25 protein-coding genes are annotated in these 22,099 nt (G+C 41.0%); 12 read left to right on the top strand and 13 right to left on the bottom strand.

Annotation, left to right across the window (positions count from 1 at the left end; genetic code table 11):
- Nucleotides 1-86 precede the first annotated feature (86 nt).
- From dnaN to QUB35_RS04790, 5 genes are all read right to left on the bottom strand, one after another.
- Nucleotides 87-1,598 (bottom strand): DNA polymerase III subunit beta, encoded by a 1,512-nt coding sequence (dnaN, locus tag QUB35_RS04810; RefSeq protein ID WP_333139878.1) that lies wholly within the window; start codon nucleotides 1,596-1,598, stop codon nucleotides 87-89.
- Between the two features lie 338 nt (nucleotides 1,599-1,936).
- Complete coding sequence (locus QUB35_RS04805) at nucleotides 1,937-3,340, bottom strand: DEAD/DEAH box helicase (RefSeq protein ID WP_333139876.1); 1,404 nt, start codon at nucleotides 3,338-3,340, stop codon at nucleotides 1,937-1,939.
- Nucleotides 3,341-3,608: 268 nt separating this feature from the next.
- Complete coding sequence (locus tag QUB35_RS04800; protein ID WP_333054102.1) at nucleotides 3,609-3,989, bottom strand: hypothetical protein; 381 nt, start codon at nucleotides 3,987-3,989, stop codon at nucleotides 3,609-3,611.
- Nucleotides 3,990-4,075: 86 nt separating this feature from the next.
- Nucleotides 4,076-4,462: a hypothetical protein gene (locus QUB35_RS04795; RefSeq protein WP_194060989.1), complete on the bottom strand. Its 387-nt coding sequence runs from the start codon at nucleotides 4,460-4,462 to the stop codon at nucleotides 4,076-4,078.
- A gap of 214 nt (nucleotides 4,463-4,676) precedes the next feature.
- Nucleotides 4,677-5,912, bottom strand: a complete 1,236-nt coding sequence (locus tag QUB35_RS04790; RefSeq protein WP_333139873.1) for a hypothetical protein — start codon at nucleotides 5,910-5,912, stop codon at nucleotides 4,677-4,679.
- 173 nt (nucleotides 5,913-6,085) lie between these two features.
- Here QUB35_RS04790 and QUB35_RS04785 point away from each other — a divergent pair, with 173 nt between their 5' ends.
- From QUB35_RS04785 to QUB35_RS04770, 4 genes are all read left to right on the top strand, one after another.
- Nucleotides 6,086-6,400, top strand: coding sequence for a hypothetical protein (locus tag QUB35_RS04785; RefSeq protein WP_333139871.1), 315 nt, complete (start codon nucleotides 6,086-6,088; stop codon nucleotides 6,398-6,400).
- A 62-nt stretch (nucleotides 6,401-6,462) separates the two neighbouring features.
- Nucleotides 6,463-7,062: an IS607 family transposase gene (locus QUB35_RS04780; RefSeq protein ID WP_333139870.1), complete on the top strand. Its 600-nt coding sequence runs from the start codon at nucleotides 6,463-6,465 to the stop codon at nucleotides 7,060-7,062.
- Entirely contained in the window at nucleotides 7,053-8,321 is a 1,269-nt protein-coding gene (locus QUB35_RS04775; RefSeq protein WP_333139868.1) for a transposase, read from the top strand. Before QUB35_RS04780 ends, QUB35_RS04775 begins: the two co-directional genes overlap by 10 nt.
- A 114-nt stretch (nucleotides 8,322-8,435) precedes the next feature.
- Nucleotides 8,436-8,993 carry a thermonuclease family protein gene (locus QUB35_RS04770; protein ID WP_333139867.1) on the top strand — a complete coding sequence of 186 codons (558 nt, stop codon included), beginning with the start codon at nucleotides 8,436-8,438 and terminating at the stop codon, nucleotides 8,991-8,993.
- A gap of 82 nt (nucleotides 8,994-9,075) precedes the next feature.
- Here QUB35_RS04770 and QUB35_RS04765 read toward each other — a convergent pair whose 3' ends face one another.
- Nucleotides 9,076-9,219, bottom strand: coding sequence for a hypothetical protein (locus QUB35_RS04765; RefSeq protein WP_333139865.1), 144 nt, complete (start codon nucleotides 9,217-9,219; stop codon nucleotides 9,076-9,078).
- 505 nt (nucleotides 9,220-9,724) lie between these two features.
- On the opposite strand from QUB35_RS04765, the gene QUB35_RS04760 reads away from it, so the two are divergent.
- A complete protein-coding gene (locus QUB35_RS04760) occupies nucleotides 9,725-11,722 on the top strand; it encodes a pentapeptide repeat-containing protein (RefSeq protein ID WP_333139863.1) in 1,998 nt (665 codons plus the stop codon).
- A gap of 26 nt (nucleotides 11,723-11,748) precedes the next feature.
- Nucleotides 11,749-12,120, top strand: coding sequence for a hypothetical protein (locus QUB35_RS04755; protein ID WP_333139861.1), 372 nt, complete (start codon nucleotides 11,749-11,751; stop codon nucleotides 12,118-12,120).
- A gap of 496 nt (nucleotides 12,121-12,616) precedes the next feature.
- Here QUB35_RS04755 and QUB35_RS04750 read toward each other — a convergent pair whose 3' ends face one another.
- The 3 genes from QUB35_RS04750 to QUB35_RS04740 form a co-directional block, all read right to left on the bottom strand.
- Complete coding sequence (locus tag QUB35_RS04750; RefSeq protein ID WP_333139859.1) at nucleotides 12,617-12,817, bottom strand: hypothetical protein; 201 nt, start codon at nucleotides 12,815-12,817, stop codon at nucleotides 12,617-12,619.
- Between the two features lie 11 nt (nucleotides 12,818-12,828).
- A complete protein-coding gene (locus QUB35_RS04745; RefSeq protein WP_333139857.1) occupies nucleotides 12,829-13,041 on the bottom strand; it encodes a hypothetical protein in 213 nt (70 codons plus the stop codon).
- 331 nt (nucleotides 13,042-13,372) lie between these two features.
- Entirely contained in the window at nucleotides 13,373-13,693 is a 321-nt protein-coding gene (locus tag QUB35_RS04740; protein ID WP_333139855.1) for a hypothetical protein, read from the bottom strand.
- A 117-nt stretch (nucleotides 13,694-13,810) separates the two neighbouring features.
- Between QUB35_RS04740 and QUB35_RS04735 the strand changes: the two genes are divergently transcribed.
- Both QUB35_RS04735 and QUB35_RS04730 read left to right on the top strand, forming a co-directional pair.
- A complete protein-coding gene (locus QUB35_RS04735) occupies nucleotides 13,811-14,986 on the top strand; it encodes an IS4 family transposase (RefSeq protein ID WP_445252065.1) in 1,176 nt (391 codons plus the stop codon).
- Between the two features lie 11 nt (nucleotides 14,987-14,997).
- Nucleotides 14,998-15,162, top strand: a complete 165-nt coding sequence (locus QUB35_RS04730; RefSeq protein ID WP_333139851.1) for a hypothetical protein — start codon at nucleotides 14,998-15,000, stop codon at nucleotides 15,160-15,162.
- Here the strand turns inward: QUB35_RS04730 and QUB35_RS04725 are convergent.
- Complete coding sequence (locus tag QUB35_RS04725) at nucleotides 15,159-15,302, bottom strand: hypothetical protein (RefSeq protein ID WP_333139849.1); 144 nt, start codon at nucleotides 15,300-15,302, stop codon at nucleotides 15,159-15,161. The genes QUB35_RS04730 and QUB35_RS04725 overlap by 4 nt on opposite strands.
- A 538-nt stretch (nucleotides 15,303-15,840) precedes the next feature.
- Between QUB35_RS04725 and QUB35_RS04720 the strand changes: the two genes are divergently transcribed.
- Together QUB35_RS04720 and QUB35_RS04715 are read left to right on the top strand one after the other, a co-directional pair.
- Nucleotides 15,841-17,028, top strand: coding sequence for a hypothetical protein (locus QUB35_RS04720; RefSeq protein ID WP_333139847.1), 1,188 nt, complete (start codon nucleotides 15,841-15,843; stop codon nucleotides 17,026-17,028).
- Nucleotides 17,029-17,215: 187 nt separating this feature from the next.
- Nucleotides 17,216-18,178 (top strand): STM4504/CBY_0614 family protein, encoded by a 963-nt coding sequence (locus QUB35_RS04715; protein WP_333139845.1) that lies wholly within the window; start codon nucleotides 17,216-17,218, stop codon nucleotides 18,176-18,178.
- A gap of 610 nt (nucleotides 18,179-18,788) precedes the next feature.
- On the opposite strand, the gene QUB35_RS04710 is transcribed toward QUB35_RS04715, so the two are convergent.
- A complete protein-coding gene (locus QUB35_RS04710) occupies nucleotides 18,789-19,043 on the bottom strand; it encodes a hypothetical protein (protein WP_333139843.1) in 255 nt (84 codons plus the stop codon).
- A 286-nt stretch (nucleotides 19,044-19,329) separates the two neighbouring features.
- Entirely contained in the window at nucleotides 19,330-19,566 is a 237-nt protein-coding gene (locus QUB35_RS04705; RefSeq protein WP_333139841.1) for a hypothetical protein, read from the bottom strand.
- 119 nt (nucleotides 19,567-19,685) lie between these two features.
- Between QUB35_RS04705 and QUB35_RS04700 the strand changes: the two genes are divergently transcribed.
- Nucleotides 19,686-19,925, top strand: a complete 240-nt coding sequence (locus tag QUB35_RS04700) for a Tn3 family transposase (RefSeq protein ID WP_333139839.1) — start codon at nucleotides 19,686-19,688, stop codon at nucleotides 19,923-19,925.
- 397 nt (nucleotides 19,926-20,322) lie between these two features.
- Entirely contained in the window at nucleotides 20,323-20,982 is a 660-nt protein-coding gene (locus QUB35_RS04695; protein WP_333139837.1) for a hypothetical protein, read from the top strand.
- A 224-nt stretch (nucleotides 20,983-21,206) separates the two neighbouring features.
- On the opposite strand, the gene QUB35_RS04690 is transcribed toward QUB35_RS04695, so the two are convergent.
- A complete protein-coding gene (locus tag QUB35_RS04690; RefSeq protein ID WP_333139835.1) occupies nucleotides 21,207-21,875 on the bottom strand; it encodes a GIY-YIG nuclease family protein in 669 nt (222 codons plus the stop codon).
- Nucleotides 21,876-22,099: the final 224 nt, after the last annotated feature.

The raw sequence follows: 22,099 nt of genomic DNA, 5'->3' as shown, positions 1-22,099 counted from the left end.
GGGGAGGCGTGAGCCGTGCCTGAAATTAAACTCATATTTTTTGCAGGAGAGGGCATCAAATTTAGATGCCACTCCCACATGCACGACTATTCTTGCGGAGCGACAATATATTCGCACTCTAAAGCCTCTGTACCCGACGCAGGCGTTCCAAACGGTGCAATCAGTAGGGGAGCGGTAGGAGTTGCCATTAACACCCGCAAATCAGAGCTGGAAATCGCTTTGGCTGTATCAATCAAATAGCGGATGTCGCACTTGAGACAAAACTCACAGCCCCATAGCTTGGCATCAACTGTCTCAGTTCCTGAACTGAGAGTATTGTTGAGTGATGCTCGCACTTGTTGGGCATCTAAATCGAATTCTAAAATAGCTGTTAGGTGAGACTTGTCGCTGTGAGAAGCTAACCTCTCTAAGGCTTTTAAAAAGCTCAGCCTCTCAACCACCACTTGATGGCTAAATTGATGTCGATAGGGAGCGATAATTTGGTCACAAATTGGATATTGCCCTTCTAGCAACTTCGTTGTCAACCGCCAATTATTCCACTCGAATGCGACGAAATTGCTAGGTTGCTCTGGCAAACCTTCATAGTAAATCGTAACTTTGTCAGCAGAATTCAAAGAACGCTCCAATAACCGGAGTACCTTAGCAGGGACAGTAAAATTAACTATTTGACTGCTCAAAAGGTGGGAATTGCTGCTTTCGCTCAATCCTAAAACCATTGCTACCCGATGCCCATCTGTCGTCCAAACTCTCAGTTGATCGAGTCCTCTGTCTGCGTCGTGACTGAGTTGAAAATTCCCTCCTGTTAAAATGCGTTTGTTTTCCTCAGAACTTACAGCAAATAAGCTAGCTTTTAGGACAGAAATTAACACGCTAGCAGGAAGCGTTACAAGTTTCTGTTGAACGCTGGGGATAGCCGGAAATTCGTCCGCAGCTAGCCCGCGAATGGCGTGCTTGCTCCTTGACGCACTCAGAGTGGCACTGACTGATGGAACGCCGCTTCCTTTAATAATTTCACAAGAACTCTTTAAGGTGAGGCTGCCGTTAGGAAATTTTCCCAGAATGTCAGCAAGTATGGGTGCGGGGAGGGTAAGCTTTCCAGATTGATTGACATTCGCACCAAAGCTCACTTGCATTCCAAATTCTAAGTTGTAGGCAGTTAGATGCAAATGTTGAGTTTCTGCATCAGCTTCAATCAAAATATTGGACAAAATGGGATGGCTGCTATTGCTGGGAATGATGCCTTTCAGGGCTTGTATATAATCGTTGAATTCTCTTGAATTGCAGGCAAGTTCAACAGCCGATAGGGAAGATGTCGGAGTTGGAGAATCTGTGATTTCATTATTGAGATGGTTTTCTGGAGTGGAATTTGTTGGGGTGTCAGAAGGTGTAGAAGTTCCAATGTCTGTGATGTAGTTCGCTGCTACTTCTTCTATTTGTGTTGTTTTGGGTAGGGGAGAAGAAAGCTTAGTTGTTTTTTTGACTGATGGCTTCGTAGTAGGAGTCAAATTACTGACTGTTACAGTTGAGCGTTTTTTCTTAGCTGTTCTCTCCACTACTTCCTCTTTAGAATGTGTTCCAGAAAGTCGAGTTTTTGCCATAATAATTAGTCGGGTGTCAAGAATTTGATTGGTCGCTGCGATAGCAGTGAGGAAGGGGAAGGGGAAGGGGAAGGGGAGGGGTAAGGGTGGAACAAGTTCAGTAAACTCGCGTTATGTTCAAGTTGAAGCAAACTGATTATTTAGATTTTGATAAGTGAGATAACAGAACTTACGCTCATCAACCGGATTTCTCTGAAAAATTGTTGCTTTCTCAACTAGATATCTACGAAGAAACCCGATTTCTGGCATCGTGTGCGTAAGTCCTGAGAGAAGAAGGTTCAACTCAAAAAAGCGAAAAATTATCTTTCCTTCCCCTTCCCCTTCCCCCTCCCCTTCCTCTACAATTGAGCTAATACTCGTTGCACTCGGAATGAATTAGGAGGGACAAATAGTATTCGTTGACGACATCTACTTGTTCCAACATATAAAAGACGGTGGTACTCTTTAAGTTTCTCTTGGGTGCTCATTTCCTTGCCTACCAAAAGTCGAGTCAAAATGTCATTGCTGTCCAAACCAACTTCATCAAAAGTGCTACCTTGAGAATTGTGAATAGTCAGGGCAAAGCAATTGTCAACTTCGGCAAATACGTCATCTTTAAACCAGTAATACTTCCGCCAGAGAAATCCATTACGTTTGGCACTTTTGAGTTTCTCTTTCAATTCAGCTTGGTAGCGCTTACTTTCCGATTCATGCAGCACAAAGATTTGCCGAAATAGACCATCATCAGTCACAATCTTCAACAGCCATACTCGGTAGCCGTAGTGCTGACTTATTTCAACTTGCTGTATGGTAAATTCAGTTGATGTGGCTAAAATCACAGTCTTACCATCAGGAGCGAGAACTGGTTTCTTAGTAATTAACCTTTCTCCAGATATAAATCTGGCAGTTGTTCGACCATAAAGTTGTTCTCGAACAGCCTGATTGTAATAGTTGACTCGCTTGTTTGTCCAGCACAAAATCCGAAAGCAATCAGGATTTGAGGCAAATTCTTGCTTGATGGTTTTGATAGCATATTGGATGAGTGCTTCTGGTTTAACTTTGAATGCACCGTTAGATTTGTCCAATGAGTTGTAATTCGGATGTGGCAAAAAGACATCTGTTTTACTCTTGACAAATGAGCGACATTCCGTAATAAAATCAAGGACGGGGCTTTCTCCAGCTTGTCTAACCACTTGAGTTAATACAGCTTTATTGGCAATATTGAAAGCAGGCGAGCGCTTTTCTCCAACAGGATTAAGTTGCGCTGGGTCGCCCATGAGAATTAATTTCCGCTGATTGAAGAGAGTATGTTCAAATCTGCGCTCAATCCAAGACCACAATTGAGTTCCAACCATCGAACATTCATCGAGGAAAATGATATCATAGAGGTGGAGGTAACAACAGCTTGTCTGTTCTAAGACTTTCTCTTGTTCTTTGCGAACCATGCCTAAGCCTAAAAGCTGGTGTATTGTCATAAAATCTACTCCGAAAATGCCTTGAGATGCTGCCATTTTTCTGAGGATACCGACGGCTTTGTTAGTAGGTGCAGTAAGGGCAATACGCTTGCTTTGAGCCAAGAGTTCTTTGATTATAAGGAAAATAAGTGTGCTTTTTCCAGTGCCTGCATAACCGCAAAGCAAGAAGAATGCGGAAGTGCTGCTTGCAAATGTTCTCAAATTGTCGAGTGCTTGCTGCTGCTGCGGCTTGAGAGTAAAGGGAATTTGTTTAAATTCCTGCGGTCGTTCTAGTAAAGTTTGAATCATTAGTGTACAGTAATGCTAATTCGTTCGCATCCTAATAAGCGCTAGCTTGAGGGGGAGTAGGAGGAACATTCAAATCAAAACTGACTTATAACAATAGTTCCGAATTTCAGAAAAGAATGGCTGTAATGGTTGATTTTTCGTTATGCGAACTTACCTAAAACTCTGATTATGTCATTGACAAAAAAAGTTATCATAAGTATTGTTTAATCAAAAATCAGCTCTGAATTTTATGATAATTCTGAGCTGATTTTGCTGCTGTTGTTAGTTGTTAAACAATCACAACTTTGGTCTTTTTAACTCGTTTGATATTCACTGCTGTGCCAATGCTATGTCCATCCCAAATGGCTAATCCGTAGTCACAATGCGAACACATTTCGATGTCGCGAGCGCTATAGTTTCCGCTAATACCAACAACTGGATAACCAGAAGTATTTCTGGGTTTGCCATTGCCGCTAAACAAGGCATAGTAAACCAAAACTTTCTCGTAGTTCTTAGACCGCAAGTATTGCTGAACTAAGCTATCAACTCCAGGCGCATCACCGACTCTGACTTCAAACCCTAGTTCAATGATGCGATTGAGAGATGTATGAGCCTCTGATGGCAATTCCTGGATGGAACGACTGCCAGAAATCATTACTATTTTGTTCATGGTAAAATTCCTCAAATTTTTGGATAGCCAGTAAAAGACTCAAAGATTACTCCTTGAGTCTTTGTGAAGAATGCAATTGCTTCTTACTAACACACCAAGATATAAGCTGAAATCAAGCATTGAATGAAATTGCTTTTTCTGCCTTGACCTTCCCAACGAGAGCCGCGCACACCAACAATGTGATTGCATTGTTCAAGCCAAGCAACTCCACCATATTTTGCGATTGTTTTTAATAATCGTGGATGTTGTTGAAGTTTCGCAACAATAATTTCTGTCATTATTGTCATATCTTGTTGCAAATGTCCAAATTTGTGATTTTGATAAGCAGCTTCAGCATCACGGAAAACCTTGCCATTGAACTCAACTGGGTAGTGATTCTTGAGGTTTCCTTTTCTAAAAGCTAACTCTGTGGGATTAGTTAATGCTGCCCCAATTCCGATGCTGCATCCAGACCAAATATTGATTTCTTTCATCTTTTTCATCTTCTAACTTTTAGCTCGTCAGCACTTTTAATTGAAGTGGTGTAGTAAACCCTGACTTTCTCGGATTGCTCCTTGTTGTTGGTATTTATAAGTAGAGAAAGTCAACATTTTTCGCCGCTAGGCGATTTATCTTCCGGATTTGTAACAGAGTTTTTAATCGCATTTACATTGGTTACAGAATAGCCAATTTTCTTCCCAATTCCCATCATTTTGGCATCTTTTCTAAATCAAGTTCAGCCACTTCCCGCAGAGCTTCTAAGCGCTTCTTTAAAGTTTTATGTCGGGGAGTTTCTACAACATACTCGTATTTAGAACCTGTATGTTGAAGTTCTGGACTTTGGCAATCAATTAGGTAGCTCAGGCGGCCAACTAGCTTTTTAATAGGTATTAGCCAAGCCTTAGCTAATGCTTTAGTACGGAAACCAAGCCAAGCTTTAAAGTAAGAGCCGTCTTCGCTAACTTGGTAAGCAACATTGGGCGATAATTTAATAAGAGTTGGGATATGAGTAATGCCTAAACTTTTGAGTTCAGTCAAGCTGTAGCTTTGAATTTCTCCACTGTCCCATTGAATTTGAAATGGGCGTAGTGCCTGAATATTCAAACTAATAACTATTCCCCTTTGTTCCACTTGATTTCGGCGTTGTTCGAGGCAATCGCCCTCTCGAAAACCACTCCATCCATGTTTCTTAGCTAAATGTTTAAGGCAATATTGCCAGGCTTCTTCCCAAGCAATATCAAAGTCGAGAATGTGATAACTTTCTGTACTCAATTGTTTAGTCAATTTCTCTTTGATTTGCTGCTTTTGAATTGGTAGGACAATTTCTAAGAAATTGTCGGGGACTTCAAAAAATAAATGGGTCTTAGCCCTAATTTTTAGGTCATTGAAAGACAAAAAGCGACTGGCTTCTAATTGTTCGGGTGTAAAAACATCTATGGCACAACTTGTCGGGTAGCCAGGGAACAAGTTGATGGGAAAGAGATAATAGTGGTCAAGAGTAAATATGAGAATGTGATGTTCAGTGAGCGATTCTACTTGGAAAGTAGTGGTGTTACTGAATTGTAGTTGTTGCGAATTAGCTAGTACAATTGTTGTGCAAGCGGGAAGTTCTCCAGTAGTTTTTTGAGGAATAAACAGAGGCACAAGGGATATTTTAAGCACCCGAATTTCATCTAAGGTATAATTCCAGGAAAAACTATCTTCGTTGTTACTAGCATCCCAAGTAATTATTACAGGTCTATCGGTTTGATGGAGGGCTGTTATCGTGCCGTAATGGTTGCCAGATTTGACGATATCGCCTACTTTAAAGGGAAGTTGAGCGAAAGGAGGCGGAGTGAGAAAAGGAAAAATTACCGCTACCACTTCTTTGACTTCACTGGGGGGAGCGTTGTCAGGTTTAGAGCAAGTATTTGAGAAGCCAATTAAAGTCGTGTTAGAGTCCATAACCTTTGAGAAGCTAATTGTTTTCAACTTCTCCCGTTAGGGGATATCTTCTCGCGCTTGATCCCTTAACTTTTTGTGGTTTAATATCAAATCCGAACGAGTTTGTGCTTTATTTCGGCTTAAATTTTTTTGAAGTCTTGCTAAGTACCTCCCCTGTTGTCTAATATTGCGATATGGAAAACTCAAGAGCAAAGATACCTACTCCCGAAAAAATTGCTGCTGCCATAGAGACAATTGACCATTTGACTGCTTGGCTACAAGATACCGGACTGAGTGCGTCCGCGATTGCCCAGTTTAAATTCAACTCGCTGGCCTCTATGTACCCAGAACTCAAAGGGATAGCAGAGACTGCAAAGCAACTTATTGGTGTAACTTCTCCTCTGACAGAAGTTGGGATGACAGTAACCGAACTAGCAGCGGTACTCGCAGACAGCTTAGAGTTCAAAATCAAGCCAGATGTTGTCAACAAAGCTCTAGTGGTATTGTAAAACTTCATTAAGCTTATAAGCAGTAGTAAGCAAGGATGGTAATATATAGTCAGGAGGTCAAAATGAAACTACCTGACTACGCCAAAGCAATAGGCATAAGTTACACAACTGCGTGGCGGTGGTGGAAAGCGAATAAACTACCACATCCGGCACGACAGACAGAAAGCGGTTTAATCATCGTTGACTACGTGCCACAAGCACCATCCACCGAAGTCAAGAAGAATCGAGTCGCTATTTATAGCAGAGTCTCTTCCTCCGAAAACAAAGAAAATCTCAACCGCCAATCAGAGCGGTTGACCGAGTACGCCATTGCCAATGGCTATCAAATTATTAGGAATGTAAAAGAAATCGGCAGCGGATTGAATGACCGCAGAAAGCAGTTAGAAGCACTGCTACAACAAGATGGCTACGACATTTTGCTAGTGGAGCATAAAGACCGATTAGCTCGATTTGGTACGAATTATTTAGGCGTATTGCTTCTTCGGGCAGGAGTCAAACTAGAAATAGTTAATCTTGCCGAGAACGGAAAAGATGAGTTAATGCAAGACTTAGTAGCGATAGTCACAAGTTTTGCTGCACGACTTTATGGGCAACGTCGCGCTAGCAGAAAGACGGAAAAAATAATCGCGCTCGTAAAAGATGGAGGCTCTGAATGCAGTTAACAGAGAGACACATCATTAAATCAACGGAACACCGTTTCGCCCAAATTGACGAACTAGCCTTTAAATCCAAAAACCTCTACAATGCCGCCAATTACGTCATTCGTCAGAACTTTATTTATGGATGGGGCTATGTCAATTACAACGAAATGAATCGATTGATGAAATCTCACGAAGCCTACAAGGCTTTGCCTGCTAAAGTAAGTCAGCAAATCTTAATGGTGCTAGACAAGAATTGGAAATCGTTTTTTGAAGCCGTTAAAGCTTACAAAGCTGACTCTTCAAAATTCACGGGTAGCCCAAAATTGCCAAAGTACAAAGATAAAGTCAAAGGGCGAAACCTTCTCGTTTACACGATTCAAGCGATTAGCAGCAAACAGTTGAAGAAAGGAATTATCAAGCTTTCCGGCACTGAACTTTCAATTAAAACCCAACTCAATCCCAACCAGATTTGTCAAGTTAGGTTGGTTCCCAAATGTGATTCCTATGTAATTGAGGTAATTTATGATGAACCGGAGTCCACCATCAGCAACGCTAATTATATAGCTAGTATTGATTTAGGACTGGATAATTTAGTGGTGTTAACTTCAAATCAACCAGGATTTATCCCTTTGTTGATTAACGGGCGACCATTGAAATCAATTAACCAGTTCTATAACAAACGCTCTTCACGATTACAATCCCAGTTAAAGGGAAACCGCAAAGCTTCACCCCGGATTCAGCGCTTAACTCGTTGTCGCCATCAAAAAGTTGATAATTACTTGCATCATGCCAGTCGCCTGATTGTTGCGATTTTAAATACAAAACAAATTGGGACGCTAGTAATTGGCAAGAATGCACAGTGGAAAACTGAAATTGCTCTCGGGAAGCAAACCAACCAAAACTTTGTTAGTATTCCTCACTCTCGATTAATTGAAATGTTAGAATACAAAGCTCGACTGGTTGGAATCGAAGTAATTGTACAAGAAGAGTCCTACACCTCGCGAGCGAACTTCCTGGGTTTAGACCCAATCCCAGTTTACGGAAAAACTGATAAAGACCCCGTTTTCACGGGCAAGCGAATTAAACGAGGTTTGTACCAAACATCAATTGGTCAATTAATCAATTCTGATGTTAACGGTTCGTACAATATCCTCAGAAAAGCAATCCCAAATGCGTTCAGCAATGGGATAGGGAGCTGCGTAGTTCAGCCGAGGCGGGTTAATCCGCTCAAAGTAAAAGTGAAGGGGGAGGGACTTGAAGCCTCCCATGTCTATAAATGACTATACTTTTGCCAGCTATTGATTAAAGATGCCAAATCCTTTAAAGATTGCCAGAATTGGATTGACCGACAACTGGCACATTTGGCAATAGAAAGAGCGTTGGGGAATCAATAAATGCAGAAATTCCTCAACGCCTTGCCTTTGTTAGCCATCGCAGCTTTAATTTGGTTTCACTTCCACCAGCCCAACGATCAACCCAAACTGGCCAAGCCTCCCAGTCAAACAGAATCTTTACGCTGTCAGGTGGTTGAAGGTTCGATTTACGACGGCGATACTTTTCGGGTGCGGTGCGACAATCAGGAACAAAAGATTCGATTGTGTGGCATCGATGCGCCAGAAACCAAGCAACCCCTGGGAATCGAGTCTCGGAATTACCTGCGTTCCCTAGTTGCCCAAGCAAAAGGTCAGGTCATAGTTATCGAAATGGAGCGAGACAAGTACGGGCGCAGTGTCGCTGAAGTATTGCTAGAGTCACCATCAGGCGAACAATCGGTGCAAGAGGAAATGCTCAAAGCGGGTATGGCTTATCACTACAAACAATACAGCAGCAATTGTCACAACCGTGAGGCGTTCGATATCGCAGAGGAGATGGGGCGAGCGCAACAGCGGGGAGTGTGGGGGTTTCCCAATGGTGGTGAAAGACCTTGGGATTATCGCAAGCAAAAGAGCTGACGCACCCAAAGCAGCGGTATACACCAAGGTTGTGGGAGCGATTGCAACCTGATTTGTAGTACATCCCGGACGATCGCACAATTTAGTTGACAATTACCTGTTCAGCGCCGTTGATGATGAAGGTTCCGGGTTCCGTCATCAGGAGCCAATCGCCGATGAAGACTTCTTGTTCTTGGATTTCGCCTGTTTTTTTGTACTGGTTGGATTCGCCTTGTACATCGCTCATCAATAGCTGGACAGCGCTCTGTCTTGGGATCGAATTGGGCACAGTCGCACCTAAAAAAACGGGGATGTACTCGCAGGGGGTAATCGATGATGATGGCGACACCTTTACGTTTGCCCGATTTCACCCAAGCTTGCCGCTGCTAGCAATTACGGCTAACAATCCTCACGAATAGAAAACGCGGCAGGAAGCCTTTACCCGCCACCCACACAAAATACGGGCGATGAGAGAATTAGCAAGAATGCTTGTTGCTAATCTTTAATCGAGAGTCTTGGCAGTGGTGAGGTCAAGTATTTGGCAATCAATAAAAAAGGTAGTCGCATTCCGGATCTAGCAATCTTTTCTGGTAAAGAACTCCTAAGTACGAGCGAGTTCTGCTAAAAGTAGGAGTTTGGCTAATTGGGCTGCGAGCTGAGATATCTCGAATGCGAGCGTCGTTCGACAAGCCTGTCTGCTTTGCAGGTCGCTATGTATTTTGTCATTTTGTATTAGAACCCACCACTTTAATATGAATCAAGAGCCTGAGAAACGTACCGATTTCACAAATCAAAACTTTCAAGGACAGAACTTAGAGGGACGTAACTTTACCGACTGCGACTTGCGAGGTGCAAAGTTTACGAACGCCATATTGTGCAATGCTGATTTCACCCGCGCCAAGTTAGACGGAGCTGATTTTAGCGGTGCAAATCTCAAAGGAGCCAACTTTACTGACTCTTTACTTAAGGATGTCTCAGATAGTATTTTGTGTAGTGTTAATTTTAGTGGTGCTAATATTCAGGGAACCCACTTTTCTGACGCTAATCTTACTCGCTCTAATTTTTCCAATGCCCGAGCGGGATTAGATGATATTCACCCGTATATTGTGGGTTTTTGGAGCGTTTGTATTGCTATATGTTCTAGTTTCACATCCACAATAGTTGGGGTGTTTACTCTTTATTATCTATATCCTAGATTTTTTAGAAGGCATTCAGTTTTGGTTTATCTCTCCGCCTTTATTTTTTCAGTATTAATGATTGTATCGTTGCGAACATTCGCACTACAATTACCGACTTCAATAGTTGAAGCCCCAATTACAGTACACGTTAGTTTGGGGATTACTTTAATTGTCATAACAATTTGTATGGTTATTGGAACAACAATTTATGCTAACGAGGATGATCCCTCTGACATTAAATGGATTGTTGCTCTAGTAATAGTGGTGATACTTGTCCTTTCCGTATTTCTAGGATCGTCTTTTTTCATAGAACCTGAATCTTCACTCATTCGTTCCTTGCCCCAATTGGGATGGATTGTCAAAGGATTGGGCACAACGACTCAAGGTAAGTGGCTGGCAGGAATAATGGGAGCTATAATTGGGGGATGTCTTGGTGTGGTGTTTTCTAACTTAGCACTCCAACCAGATCGAAGATTTAGTTGGCTTTGGCAATGCTACGTGGGATTGACGGCTCGTGGAGGTACTATTTTTAGCGGAGCCGATTTAACTGATGCTAATTTCACAGGCGCATCTTTAAAAGGTGCAAAATTCAAGAGTAAGCCCTTTTCCCATCCGAGAACTCGCTGTCAAAGAACCAACTGGTATCATGCAGAAAACTTAGAATATGCCAATATTGAAGGACTGGGTTATCTAACTATACCCAAAGTTCAAAGATTAGTTACAAAGCGGCACTTAAAAAACCACTCTCCCAGCGATAACAATTTTAATGGTCTAAATTTAGAAGGGATTTATTTAGAGTCAGCAACTTTATCGCACCTAAGCTTTGTTGGAACAAACTTTAAAGGAGCTAACCTGCGTTACACTATGTTGGATCATGCAACTCTTACAAATGCCAACCTCAATGGTGCGGATATGACAGGAGCAACTTTAACCGGTGCTTGCCTAAAAAACGTGACTATTGATGCAAACACCAAGCTAGATAGTGTAGAATGCCAATATGTATTTTTAGAAGAGTTCTCCAATCCAGAAACAGGTATTAGAGAGCGACTTCCCCACGATACAGATAGTAAATTTCAGCCAGGAGAATTTGAAATACGGTTCAGACATAAACATAAGAGTGGAACTCTTCAATTGTTGATTAGTGGTGATAATAATCGGTTAGCTTTGGCTGCTGCTTTGGTACACTTAATCAAAGACACTGAAGCTTTACAAATTGATGATTTGAAACGAGGTGTTACACCAGTAAATAGCAATATTTTACTGGAATTTTCGGTGCCATATACTACTAACAAAGGTGCTGTAGAACGCACATTCCAGGTTAGAGCGAAATCTGGGGAAGAAATAAGTCAAGCAGAAATTATGCAAAATCCTGAATTATTAAGAATTATTGAGATTGTTTCTAGTCAGCAACATCAGTCTTTATACCAGTTCATCATAAACTTAATTGGAGTAATAGGAGAAAATATGAGCCCCAGAACTTATCAAAGTACCACTTTCACTAATTTGGGTGACAATAGTGGAAATCAGGCCGGTCATGTTGGGCATGATCAAAGCAACCGTGTTACCGAATAAAGTAAATTTAAGTAATAGGAAAAAATATGAGCGCAGAATCTGGATCTCCTTACTCTAACACTTTCAACAATATGGGGTCCAATTATGGAAATCAGTCTAATATTGTTGAGGGCGATCAAAACAACAATGTTACCGAACAAAATCTAACTAAAGCAGCCACCGAAATTCAGCAATTGCTAGAGCAATTATCTCAAGCTTCTCAAGCAGATAAAGAAGCAGCGGTTGTTAAGAAAGTTGAAACCCAAATTCAGGTTAATTCTACTTTAAAATCTAGGTTAATGGCAGCTCTAGAAAGCGGTGGAATCGAACTGTTGAAGCAAGCGTTAGATTCAATTTATAAGAATCCTATCATCAGCGTTTCAGTTGAAACCATAAAAGGTTTTTTGGAAGCTGAGTAATTATCGAACGACTGCCTGTGACGTTTATCTAGCAAAATTAAGCGTTGCAGGTATTCTTTTGGCAACTCCCGAAGTTAAGTTGATAATTTAATCTTATTATCCAAGTAGTTTGGTGTATACAAGTTTCATTTCCTGTATACACCAAACTTTGTTGGTGAAAACATAGACATAGCTGTACTCAAAGTTTATCCTCACGTTGGGATTGAGTGTTAAGCGCCCGGATGTATGCCGCTTGTTCCTGAGCCCCGTCAATCGTTCCAAAATTACGCTGTTACTGATTCCCACAGTGTTACGAACCCCTTTAATTATTTCGTTGACGCTCACAGCACCTTCAACATCTTACGGGTCAGAGGAAAGCGAAGTTCGGATCGTTCTCACCATGTCCGCAATCTCTGCCTCTACATCAATCTCGTCCGATGGCGTTGCTTCACTCGATATATCTACGGTTGCGGGTGCTGGCTCCCGCTGACAGTGTAATGGTGATGTGTGTGGGGGGCTAACCGAGCGTGCTTGGGGCGATCGCTTTATCGGGGAGTGTGGAAGCTTCCCAATGGCGGTCAGCGTCAAGCAGGATTACCGCAAGCAAAAGAGCTGATGCACACCAAGCAGCGGTATACACCAAGGTTGTCGGTAGCGATCGCAGCAGCAGGAAGTGTAGCGGATTGTCAATAGTAATAAACGGCTGTGAAAGTATCATCAACCAAAGCGTTAACTAGGGTTCTGGAATTGTTGTTTTGCCCAATCCAACAGTTCGTCATAGGTAGAATAAGCGCACAGTATCCGAGACTTATCGCCTTTTTTCCTTACCGCAATCACTTTGCCTCTTCTATCTTCATAACCCGGTTTTTCGGTTATTTCTTCTAGTTCTAGCTCGAAGAATTTAAGCGCTTGAATGAATTGGGCAATCTTGTTATCTTCCATCAGTCTGTTATCCTTTATTTTGACTGGTTTATTGTATCACGGTATCAAGAAAAAAACTAAACTCGTTGTGCTTTATAGTCGATATGGTAAAGAATTTAGAACATCAGTTTGAATTCAACTCATTCTGGTAGAAAATAAACCCTCAAATTATTGCTCTATCTACAGTTGAAATTTGGCTCTCACTTTTACTTTTCCAGAGTGACAGAAGAGGGATAAGCTTAAGGATTTAACGATCGTGTTTTTTAGCTATTTTGTCCAGTGATGGCTGTAAGGTTTTGTGCGAGTAAAACCCCGTTTTAAAGGGGCATAATTCCTAATTCCCTTTTGGGGTTTATCCTTCAATCATCTCCACAATTGCCTCAATGTCTGCGAGTGTTGCCGCTGATTTCTTACGCTTGGCTTTCAGTCTGTTTAACAAGTCAGCAGCCTCTGGTAGCTCAATTTCTGGGGGTGGAGTATGGTACAGCTCAATCCTCATGTCACTCACTAAATTCTGTAAGCGCCTATTCTCAGACTTTAACCATGCCACTTCCTCGGCTCCAGTCCTTGTGTTATGCGATTGAAACTGTTTCATCTCTACTTCAGAACCAATAATTTTATCCGCTGTGTCAAGCAGTTCGACGCCATTGTCTAGTTGTCGGGCATAATCCAATACGGTTTACTTAAGGTCGAACAAGCGGTACACTAGGTATGATGTATAAAAAGTAAATCAAGTATAGTGCCGTACAAAAAAATATTATTAGAATCTCCCAAGCTCAGAAGTAGCGAGATATTCAAAGCAATAGAGATAGCGATTCCCTCAACAGAAATAGAAGCGGCTATCCTGAAAACAAAATCAAGAGAAAAACGGCATCGTGCGCTACCATCACAACTGGTAGTATGTTTGATCGTAGCAATGAGCTTATGGTCAAAAGACTCAATGCGCGACGTACTAAAAAATCTGATTGATGGACTTAATGAAGTCTGGTTGAAAACTGGTAGATTCTGGAAAACTCCCTGCAAAGCAGCTATTACTAAAGCCAGAAAAAGATTGGGGCCTGTTGTAATGAGCCAGTTATTTCATCAGTTAGTACGACCGATGGCGACAACTGAAACAGTGGGAGCTTTTCTAAATGGATTGAGAGTTGTAGCAATAGATGGAACCTGTTTAGACCTCCCAGACAGTGATGAAAATGCCAGAGTTTTTGGCCGTCCAGGTAGCCGTCCAGGTACAAGAGCTGCTTTTCCCACAGCTAGATTAGTTATTTTAGTAGAAGCAGGAACACATTTAATATTTGATGCCTTAATATGCCCATACAAGATGGGAGAAAGAGTCAGAGCGTTAAGATTATTGCGGTCAGTTACTAAAGAAATGTTGCTAATGTGGGATAGAGGTTTACATTCGCATGCGATGGTATCAGCCACGCTCAGCAAGGGTTGTGGCTATTTAGGAAGAATTCCATCAAATGTTAAATTCCTCAACGAAACACAGCTAGAAGATGGTTCTTACTTAAGTTTTATTAATCCCCCAGGCAAATTCAGAAAAAAAGGATTTAAACCCATCCAAATCAGAGTAATCGAGTACACGATTGAAAACTTAAATGATCCAACAGCCGAAATTAAATATCGTTTAATTACAAGTTTATTAGACCCTCAAAAATTTCCGGCAAAGTTATTGGCTGCCGAATATCATCAACGGTGGGAAGTCGAAAATACAATTGATGAATTCAAAGTACACCTGTTAGAACGAAAAACTCATATTCGTTCTCAAAGACCAAGAGAAGTAGTACAAGAAATTTATGGTCTATTATTAGGACATTGGGCTGTGCGGTCATTAATTTATCTAACAGCGAATAATGCAGAAATTTCCCCATTAAGTATTTCTTTCACGGGTACATTACGAGTTATTCGTCGTGCTGTCCCAAAATTTCAGCGACTAGAAGCACAAGAAATTCCCTTTTTTTAACTTGGTTGAATTTGGAAATTCTTGATGCGACTTTGCCACAAAGAGTTGAGAGAAATAACCCAAGAGTTGTCAAAAAACCTGTTTCAAAATTTAAATCCAAAAAAGTTAAACACAGAGGTACTGGAATAAAAATTAATTCTCCTGTTTTTAATATTTTAAAGCCTCCTAACCCTTAAGTAAACCGTATTGGGGCATAATCTAGTGTAACTTCAGCGAGGGCGATCGGGATTCGGATGGTGCGAGTCGGGCCGCTATGCCAAGTAGCTTTAAAGCGGGAATCCTTGATTGAGTCTTCGTGTCCTTTAGGATTAGGCATAACAAGCGAATCCCTTGTGTCAAGCGTTTCATTTAGTCTAGCAGGAAGGCTAAGTAGTGTCAAGCGCGTGACACATGGTTTTTAATTCCTGGCAATAGTTAAGGAGGGGGGCGGCTATTTTTCCGACGGTCTTCTAAGTTTTTCCACTTCGGCAAAGACTTAACAACCCGTCGAAAAAATCTCGCTAGGGATCTAAGAGGGGAAGCGCAATTTTCGCGCCTAGGACTCGAAACGGGTATAGCTAGGTCAGGATACAGAAATTTTTGATTTTTATTTAGCTCTCTAGCTTTTAGAAGTGGGATGCCATTTTCAGGCAACAGTGCATCAAGCATCTTGGCAACCAAATCAGCCCCAATAATCTAGCTTTTGTCTTATTTTTGTCTTACATACGTCTTACGTTTCTGATCTGATATCGCTTTTTCTCTATTCAGAGAGTGTGCGCCATGTGACCTAAATGGAAGGTTGAGGGCGGCTCCTCTTGCATTTGTACTCAGATTGAGTATAATAAATCAAAATGAGTAACATAAAGAGGTTTATAATGGCTCTTCCACGTCCTCGCTTACAACTTGTCCAGAATGACGAGATTGTTAAGGCAATTGAGACAATTCGCAAACATCGTCCCGGACTGATCAATGATTCAATGGTGGCTACATCAGCATTGGTGGAATATGCGCTGACTTTAGAGTCAGATAAACCCCGACAAACCAACTATCAAACCCCCTACGGGATGACGATTGTGAAAACAGGTCATGTAACCGCTGAAACTGGAATCTTCAACTTTCTGATCCAGAACCTTAAGTACATGGCTGCCATTTTCGCCCATATTGACAATATAGATGAGACGTTCATAGATTACGTTTCACGGGGGGGATATCCTGTCTATACCTTTGTTTTCAAAGGAAAGGGATTTACTGATTTTGAGTTTGTCCATATCGCAACTCAGGGTTCGTACTTTGAGGAGTGTCTGACGCTGCTTGTATTAGATTTCAAACATCATCGGGAAGATATCCGCTTTAATGTTATTCACGTTAACCAGTTTGAGGAGAGATGGGGGAAGAAGTTCGTTAGTGATTATGTTCCATCCCTTGATGAAATGGCTAAAGCGTTTTTCCAGGATGAAAACTACCTGTTTGGTGGCGAGGGTGGGAGAACTTCATGTACTTGGGGTTTAGGCTGGGAAGCTGATACCACTCAATATCAAGGTTTTGAAATGCAGGATACACGGTATGTTGACTATTCACGTGCACTTGTAGGCTTGAAACCGTCTTCCTTGGGGACAGAAAAATATGGCGTAGCAGGCTTAGTCCGTTCTGGTGTATTAAGTGTGGATCAAAAGTCACTACATCTTCGGTTTCGATGTATGTGTGATGGGTGGGTAGAGGAACAACAATATCTAGATTTTTACGAGCTGGGACGTATCTTTACTAAACACTTTGGGTATAAGGCTATTTTTTCACCTGCAAGTTTTCTTAGCCAGATCTCTCCCATCGTTAACATAAGCCCACTTAAGGCAAGTGTGTATGCTGAGAAGGATAAGCGGATCGAAGTATTGCCAATGAACTGGGAATATCCCTGGTTTACCTGCATTATTGACGGAAAAGCCAGCGATGAGGGAATGAGCCTCTTGCGTGATAACCCTAACCCTTTTAGGCTTTACGATATGAATGATTTTTTTCCTGATGATTTAGAGCGGTACAAGCAAAAGAAAAAGACTCCCAAACAATAATAGGTGGGAGGCTTAGCTCGAATTATAAGGGATAATGGGCGGACGAAGTAGAATCCGTTATCCCTACCACTTCATCAGGATAGTTCAATATCCCAGCCTAGAACTTGCAACCGTTACGGCTACGTCAAGATACGTTAATGTCCCCTCGGTTATGTCGAAACTACTCAATCATTACTAAGAGATAATAATGGGTATCTACAACTTATATTCAAAGCGCAAGAACCTTGCTGAGCGTGGCAATCAACCAGACGTATATCAATATACAGACTTGCCAGTCGAATTTCGACGGCAGGTAATACATATCTGGATCAGTGCTATTGGGCTTTATTGCGAACCACGCTTCGGAAGCGTACCATTAGTAAATCATTTATGGGATACAATTCATAATTCGATTGCTAGGGAACTCGGTAGGTTTTATCTTGGAGGGGAGTTACAAAACCCCTTTGAGCAATGTAAGTCTTTTTTGCTTGATAAAGATACTCCTATCGAGCATCTCCTCGATCTAATTGAACTTACGTTTAACAAAATAGAGAAAGTTATCCCTCAAATATTGCAACACTATCAATACCAAGGTGAGCTAAACAACCCCCAACTTGCTGAGGATGCTATTGGCGAGTTAAATCATCGCTTTCGGGAGCATGCAATAGGCTATCAGTACACTAACGGTCAAATCATTCGTGTTGATTCAGGTTTCATCCACGCAGAGGTTGTTGTACCCGCGCTCAGCCTACTCTCTAGTCAGGATTTCAAAGGAGCTGAGCAAGAATTCCGAAGTGCCCATGAACACTATAGAAAGGAAGAGTACAAAGATGCGATTGTTGATGCCCTGAAGGCTTTTGAGAGCGCTATGAAAACAATTTGTGAGGAGTGCGGATGGTATTGTGACAAGGGTGCTGGTGCTAAAGAGCTTATTAATGTCGTGCTAAAAAATGGCCTTGTCCCAGAGTATCTTCAAACCCATCTATCCGGCTTACGGTCTGTTCTTGAAGCAGGTGTCCCCACTGTTCGCAATAAAACATCTGGTCATGGTCAAGGATCACAACCCACAAGCGTGCCTGAATACTTAGCCGCATACGTGTTACACCTTACCGCTTCAAATATAGTTTTGCTTATAGAAGCATATAAGGCTAAACAAAGCGGTTCGACCTGAGAGCTGAGTGCTCATTTATGGCCTCCCAACTCTTTCAGCAACACCTGCCACACATCACATCAACCTGCTGCTGTAATTGCTGGGTGCGATTACACCGTGAAAGATGAGGGAAAGTGATCACTTTTTTTCGATTTTAGATACACAAATTGCTGCTGTCGATTACCTCTAAGCTTTTCTCCGTTCCCTGCAAATGCGAAATTTAGGCTGTCGCTGGGTTTCTAATGGCAAAAGGGAGGCTTATATTTTCATTGGCAAGTAGCGAGGCTACCGTGAGTGATGATTGGTATTTTCAGCCTAGGGCGTGGAAGTGCTGTGGTTAGGTCAGGATAGTCAAATTTTCCAGCCTAAGCTTTGTAACCCTTGCAGATTCATTAGAAGACATAGTATTTTTGATTTTTACTTGACTCTCTAGCTTTTAGAAGTGGGGTGTCATTTTTAGGCAACTGTGCATCACACATCTTGTCAACTAATCAGCCCTAACAATCTAGCTTTGAGACACAAGCTAGAAGGTTGGCAACCAGGACAAAAGTTTAAGTTCTGGCAGCAGCGGACACAATCAAAGCCACCCGGTTAAAAGTGGCTTTAGTCATTTATTGAATCCCTAATACAGTTACCCAAACGCCTTTCCAAGAAGTCCGTCTTCAGGATACGGAAATTCTTTAACTAGATGTTGAAGAAGATTATTAAAAGCTTCCTCCCCTAAAACACTTTTTTCTACGTGAATAGTATTGCCAGAGAAATACAACTCTAAGTCCCAGTCTTTTTCTTCGAGTAACCCTGGCCCGTGAGTAGGTATACGCTTCCAAGCTACAACCTTGTCGAGATCTAGACCAAAATTTTCGTTATATCCCACTTTATTCGCCATCTGATTTTCCTCAAAGTCGAATGTCTTTCTCTTCTATTTTGCACTATCCAAAAAAATTTAGGTTTCTGGCTAGCTGTCGTTTCCATGCGAAGCCAACATACGGGTATATTTTGAGGCAGAGCTTGGAATGTCTGCGATCAGGGATTTGATCGCTGCCAAACCTGAAAAACAATTTTTATTTTGGGATTTTAGCCCGAAAAAGACGTTCGGCCCAGGATGCAACCCAGAGGGGTGCAGGCTGCAGGATAAGGTTAGGTATTTCTAAGTGGCTTTTAAAATAGCATTATTACTGAGATTCTGATTGCTGGCGGGCAATCTCTACTCCTTTGTAAACACCAAAGCCTATTAACCCTGTTACTGCCAAAATACCAGCTATAGGCAAAGCTACTGTTGTAGTTGTGGTAAACCCGATAACTCCAAGAATCCCAGGAGCAGAAGAAGTAACTGTAGCAATTGTCACAGAACCTGTCCCAGTAGCTGCCGCTGCACTGGTAATAGCACCCACAACTTTCAAATCATCCATAACTCTTCCCTTCCGCAAAGAATCAATAAATCAAGTATACTTTCTAACAACCGGATTAGCACCAACTGTAATAACCCCAAAACTTCAAGTAGGCATTGAGCCGAGATCCGTGTAAAAAAGTGCAACATAAACCGTCAAAGCCTTATCCCGATTGGATTGTAGCCAATATTTCCTTGGTGGTGCAGCAGTTAAGTGCTGAAGGGTACAAGATTAACCGCGAGTTGCTGGCAAGTTTGATTCCTTATTTGACCAGCCATATCAAACGCTACGGGGATTATGTGGTGGATTGGAAGAATGTCCCTCAACCTTGGGAACAGGCTATTCCTTTGTCGCTTGTTATGGCTGAAATCCAGAACTGACAAGGCTTTGACAGTTTAGCTTGCACTTTTTGGCACGGATTGCGCCTCAATGCCTTATAAGCCCTAGCCTGGGAAATTCGAGTTTCTCCGTCTAAACCTCTAGCGAGATTTTTGTCAGGGGTCGCAAAATTTCGCTTAAAAGCTGAGGACGTATTTTCGGGTTCTGCAAAAATAGCCGCCACCCTCGTATGTCTTATACTTGTCTAGTCTTTGTCTTACAATTGTCTAGCAAATGTCTTACATTCATAACCTGACGTAGTGGCGCTGCTTCCACGCCCTAGGCTGGGAAATTTACTTATCCTGATTTTGCAGGAATGGTTACTAGCTTTATGCTGGTAAATATTGCTAATTTATAATATAATATTTTGTGAATATTATTGAAATTTAAAAGAAAGACATGAAAAAACTTCCACGATTAATTGGTAATCATTTTTTACCTGCCAAATTATTTTTAGATGATTTACAAGAAGTTAATAAAATCTTACAAGATTCTAATTTATCTTATACACTTACTATAGATGAATATGAATTAGACTCAGTTCATGAGATTGAACAAATTCAAGATAAACAAAATTTCAATGAATTAACGATTAGGTTAAATGAACCTTATCTTAGCTTAACCATTAATGGATATATGACTCATATATACAGTTATGGCGATACTCTTTCTATTGGTTTGATAGAAAAAATCAAACCAATTATCCGAAAAAGAAGAAAAATACATTGTTTTATTCAATTGGCGTTAATTATAGTTAATTTATTACTTGGAGTTAGTAATTTACTAAATATAATAGAAAACCACGATTTGTATCCTGAATTAATTCAAGATATATTTTCGATAATAATGATTGTGTTGACTATTATAATTGTTACACCCATTTTTGATATTGATAAAAATAAATTTATAGCTTTTACTACTAAAAGATATAACGAAAAAAGTAACTATTTTACTAAAAATAAAGACCAACTTCTTACAAACTTAGTTATTAGTATAATAAGTATATTTATAGGTGGTGTTGGCGTTACGTTGTTTAAACTTCAGTTAACGGGTCAATAAACTATATTATGATGTAGTTGCAAAGGTTACAAGCTCTAGGCGGTAACTCACTCTTTCCCGGCCTAGACCCTCTAGCAAAATTTCTTCAAGGGGTTGCTGAATTTTCGCCACTACTAAACAGTTAATAGACAAATGCTAGACATTACAGACAGAATACGGCTTAACTTGAGATTAGATAGTCAGCAAGATTTGTTTGAAACTATCAAAGAACTAGCAGCAGAGGGTTAGGCTTCGTCATTCTCAATACCTTGAATATAAATTTCAATGGTATTAGCGGCTAACTTAAACGGTACATTAAAGAATTCGCGATCACTCCTTATACGATATTGATTAAGCAATACAAATATTTCTCTTTCAGCTTTTGCAGCATACTTGACACGGAAAACAGCACGAGGAGAAAGTGGGAAAAGAACGCCTGTCGCAGAATTAATTTCTTTAACCCTTTGAGTTACTGAGCGGCAAGTCATACCAATTTTGAGGATATTTGGCTGTTCTCTCGTTGATAAAATGTAAATCCACCCGCCCTCTGTATTATTAGCCTGTAAATATGAAGCATCTTGGAATGTGCGTAGTAACCTCAATAAATCCAATTGAAGGAGTCTTTGACTAATACTCCCGACTCTTTGTGTTTCTCCTGAAATTACGCTTCTTCGTAAATCAATAAGTAATGGAATAAAAGGTCTTAAACTTTGCCCACTTGGTGAACCGAAGCAAGCGAATACATTAAACCAATCCCACTGATCCTTACGCAAACAGCGATTGAACATTCCCTTAAGCTCGCTGATTTGATCAGGCTCGATCTCTTCTATAGCCGTGTTTCCCTCAAGAAAATCTATCATTGACTGCACCGCATAGTCGTAGCGCCCTTGCATTCTTGCTGAGATTGGAGCCATTCCAAATCCCCATTTGGAAATTTTTCTTCTCGTGTCCATAAATTTATACTATTAGCGGGACTTAAACAAAAAATAAGCAGTTAATTCAGTCTACAGAAGTTTTCTCAGAGAGCTTAATAAGTCTATTGAGACTGACTAGCCATTTGTTGAGAATAAGTTCCCATAGTTACACATAAGTTACATACAGCGATATGTAACTTATGTATGAGGGGTAGAAGAATAAT

Source organism: Microcoleus sp. B13-B6, assembly GCF_036705405.1.
Taxonomy (GTDB): domain Bacteria; phylum Cyanobacteriota; class Cyanobacteriia; order Cyanobacteriales; family Microcoleaceae; genus Microcoleus.
The sequence above is the reverse complement of the archived record's forward strand: the minus strand, read 5'-3'. Positions and strand labels throughout refer to the sequence as shown.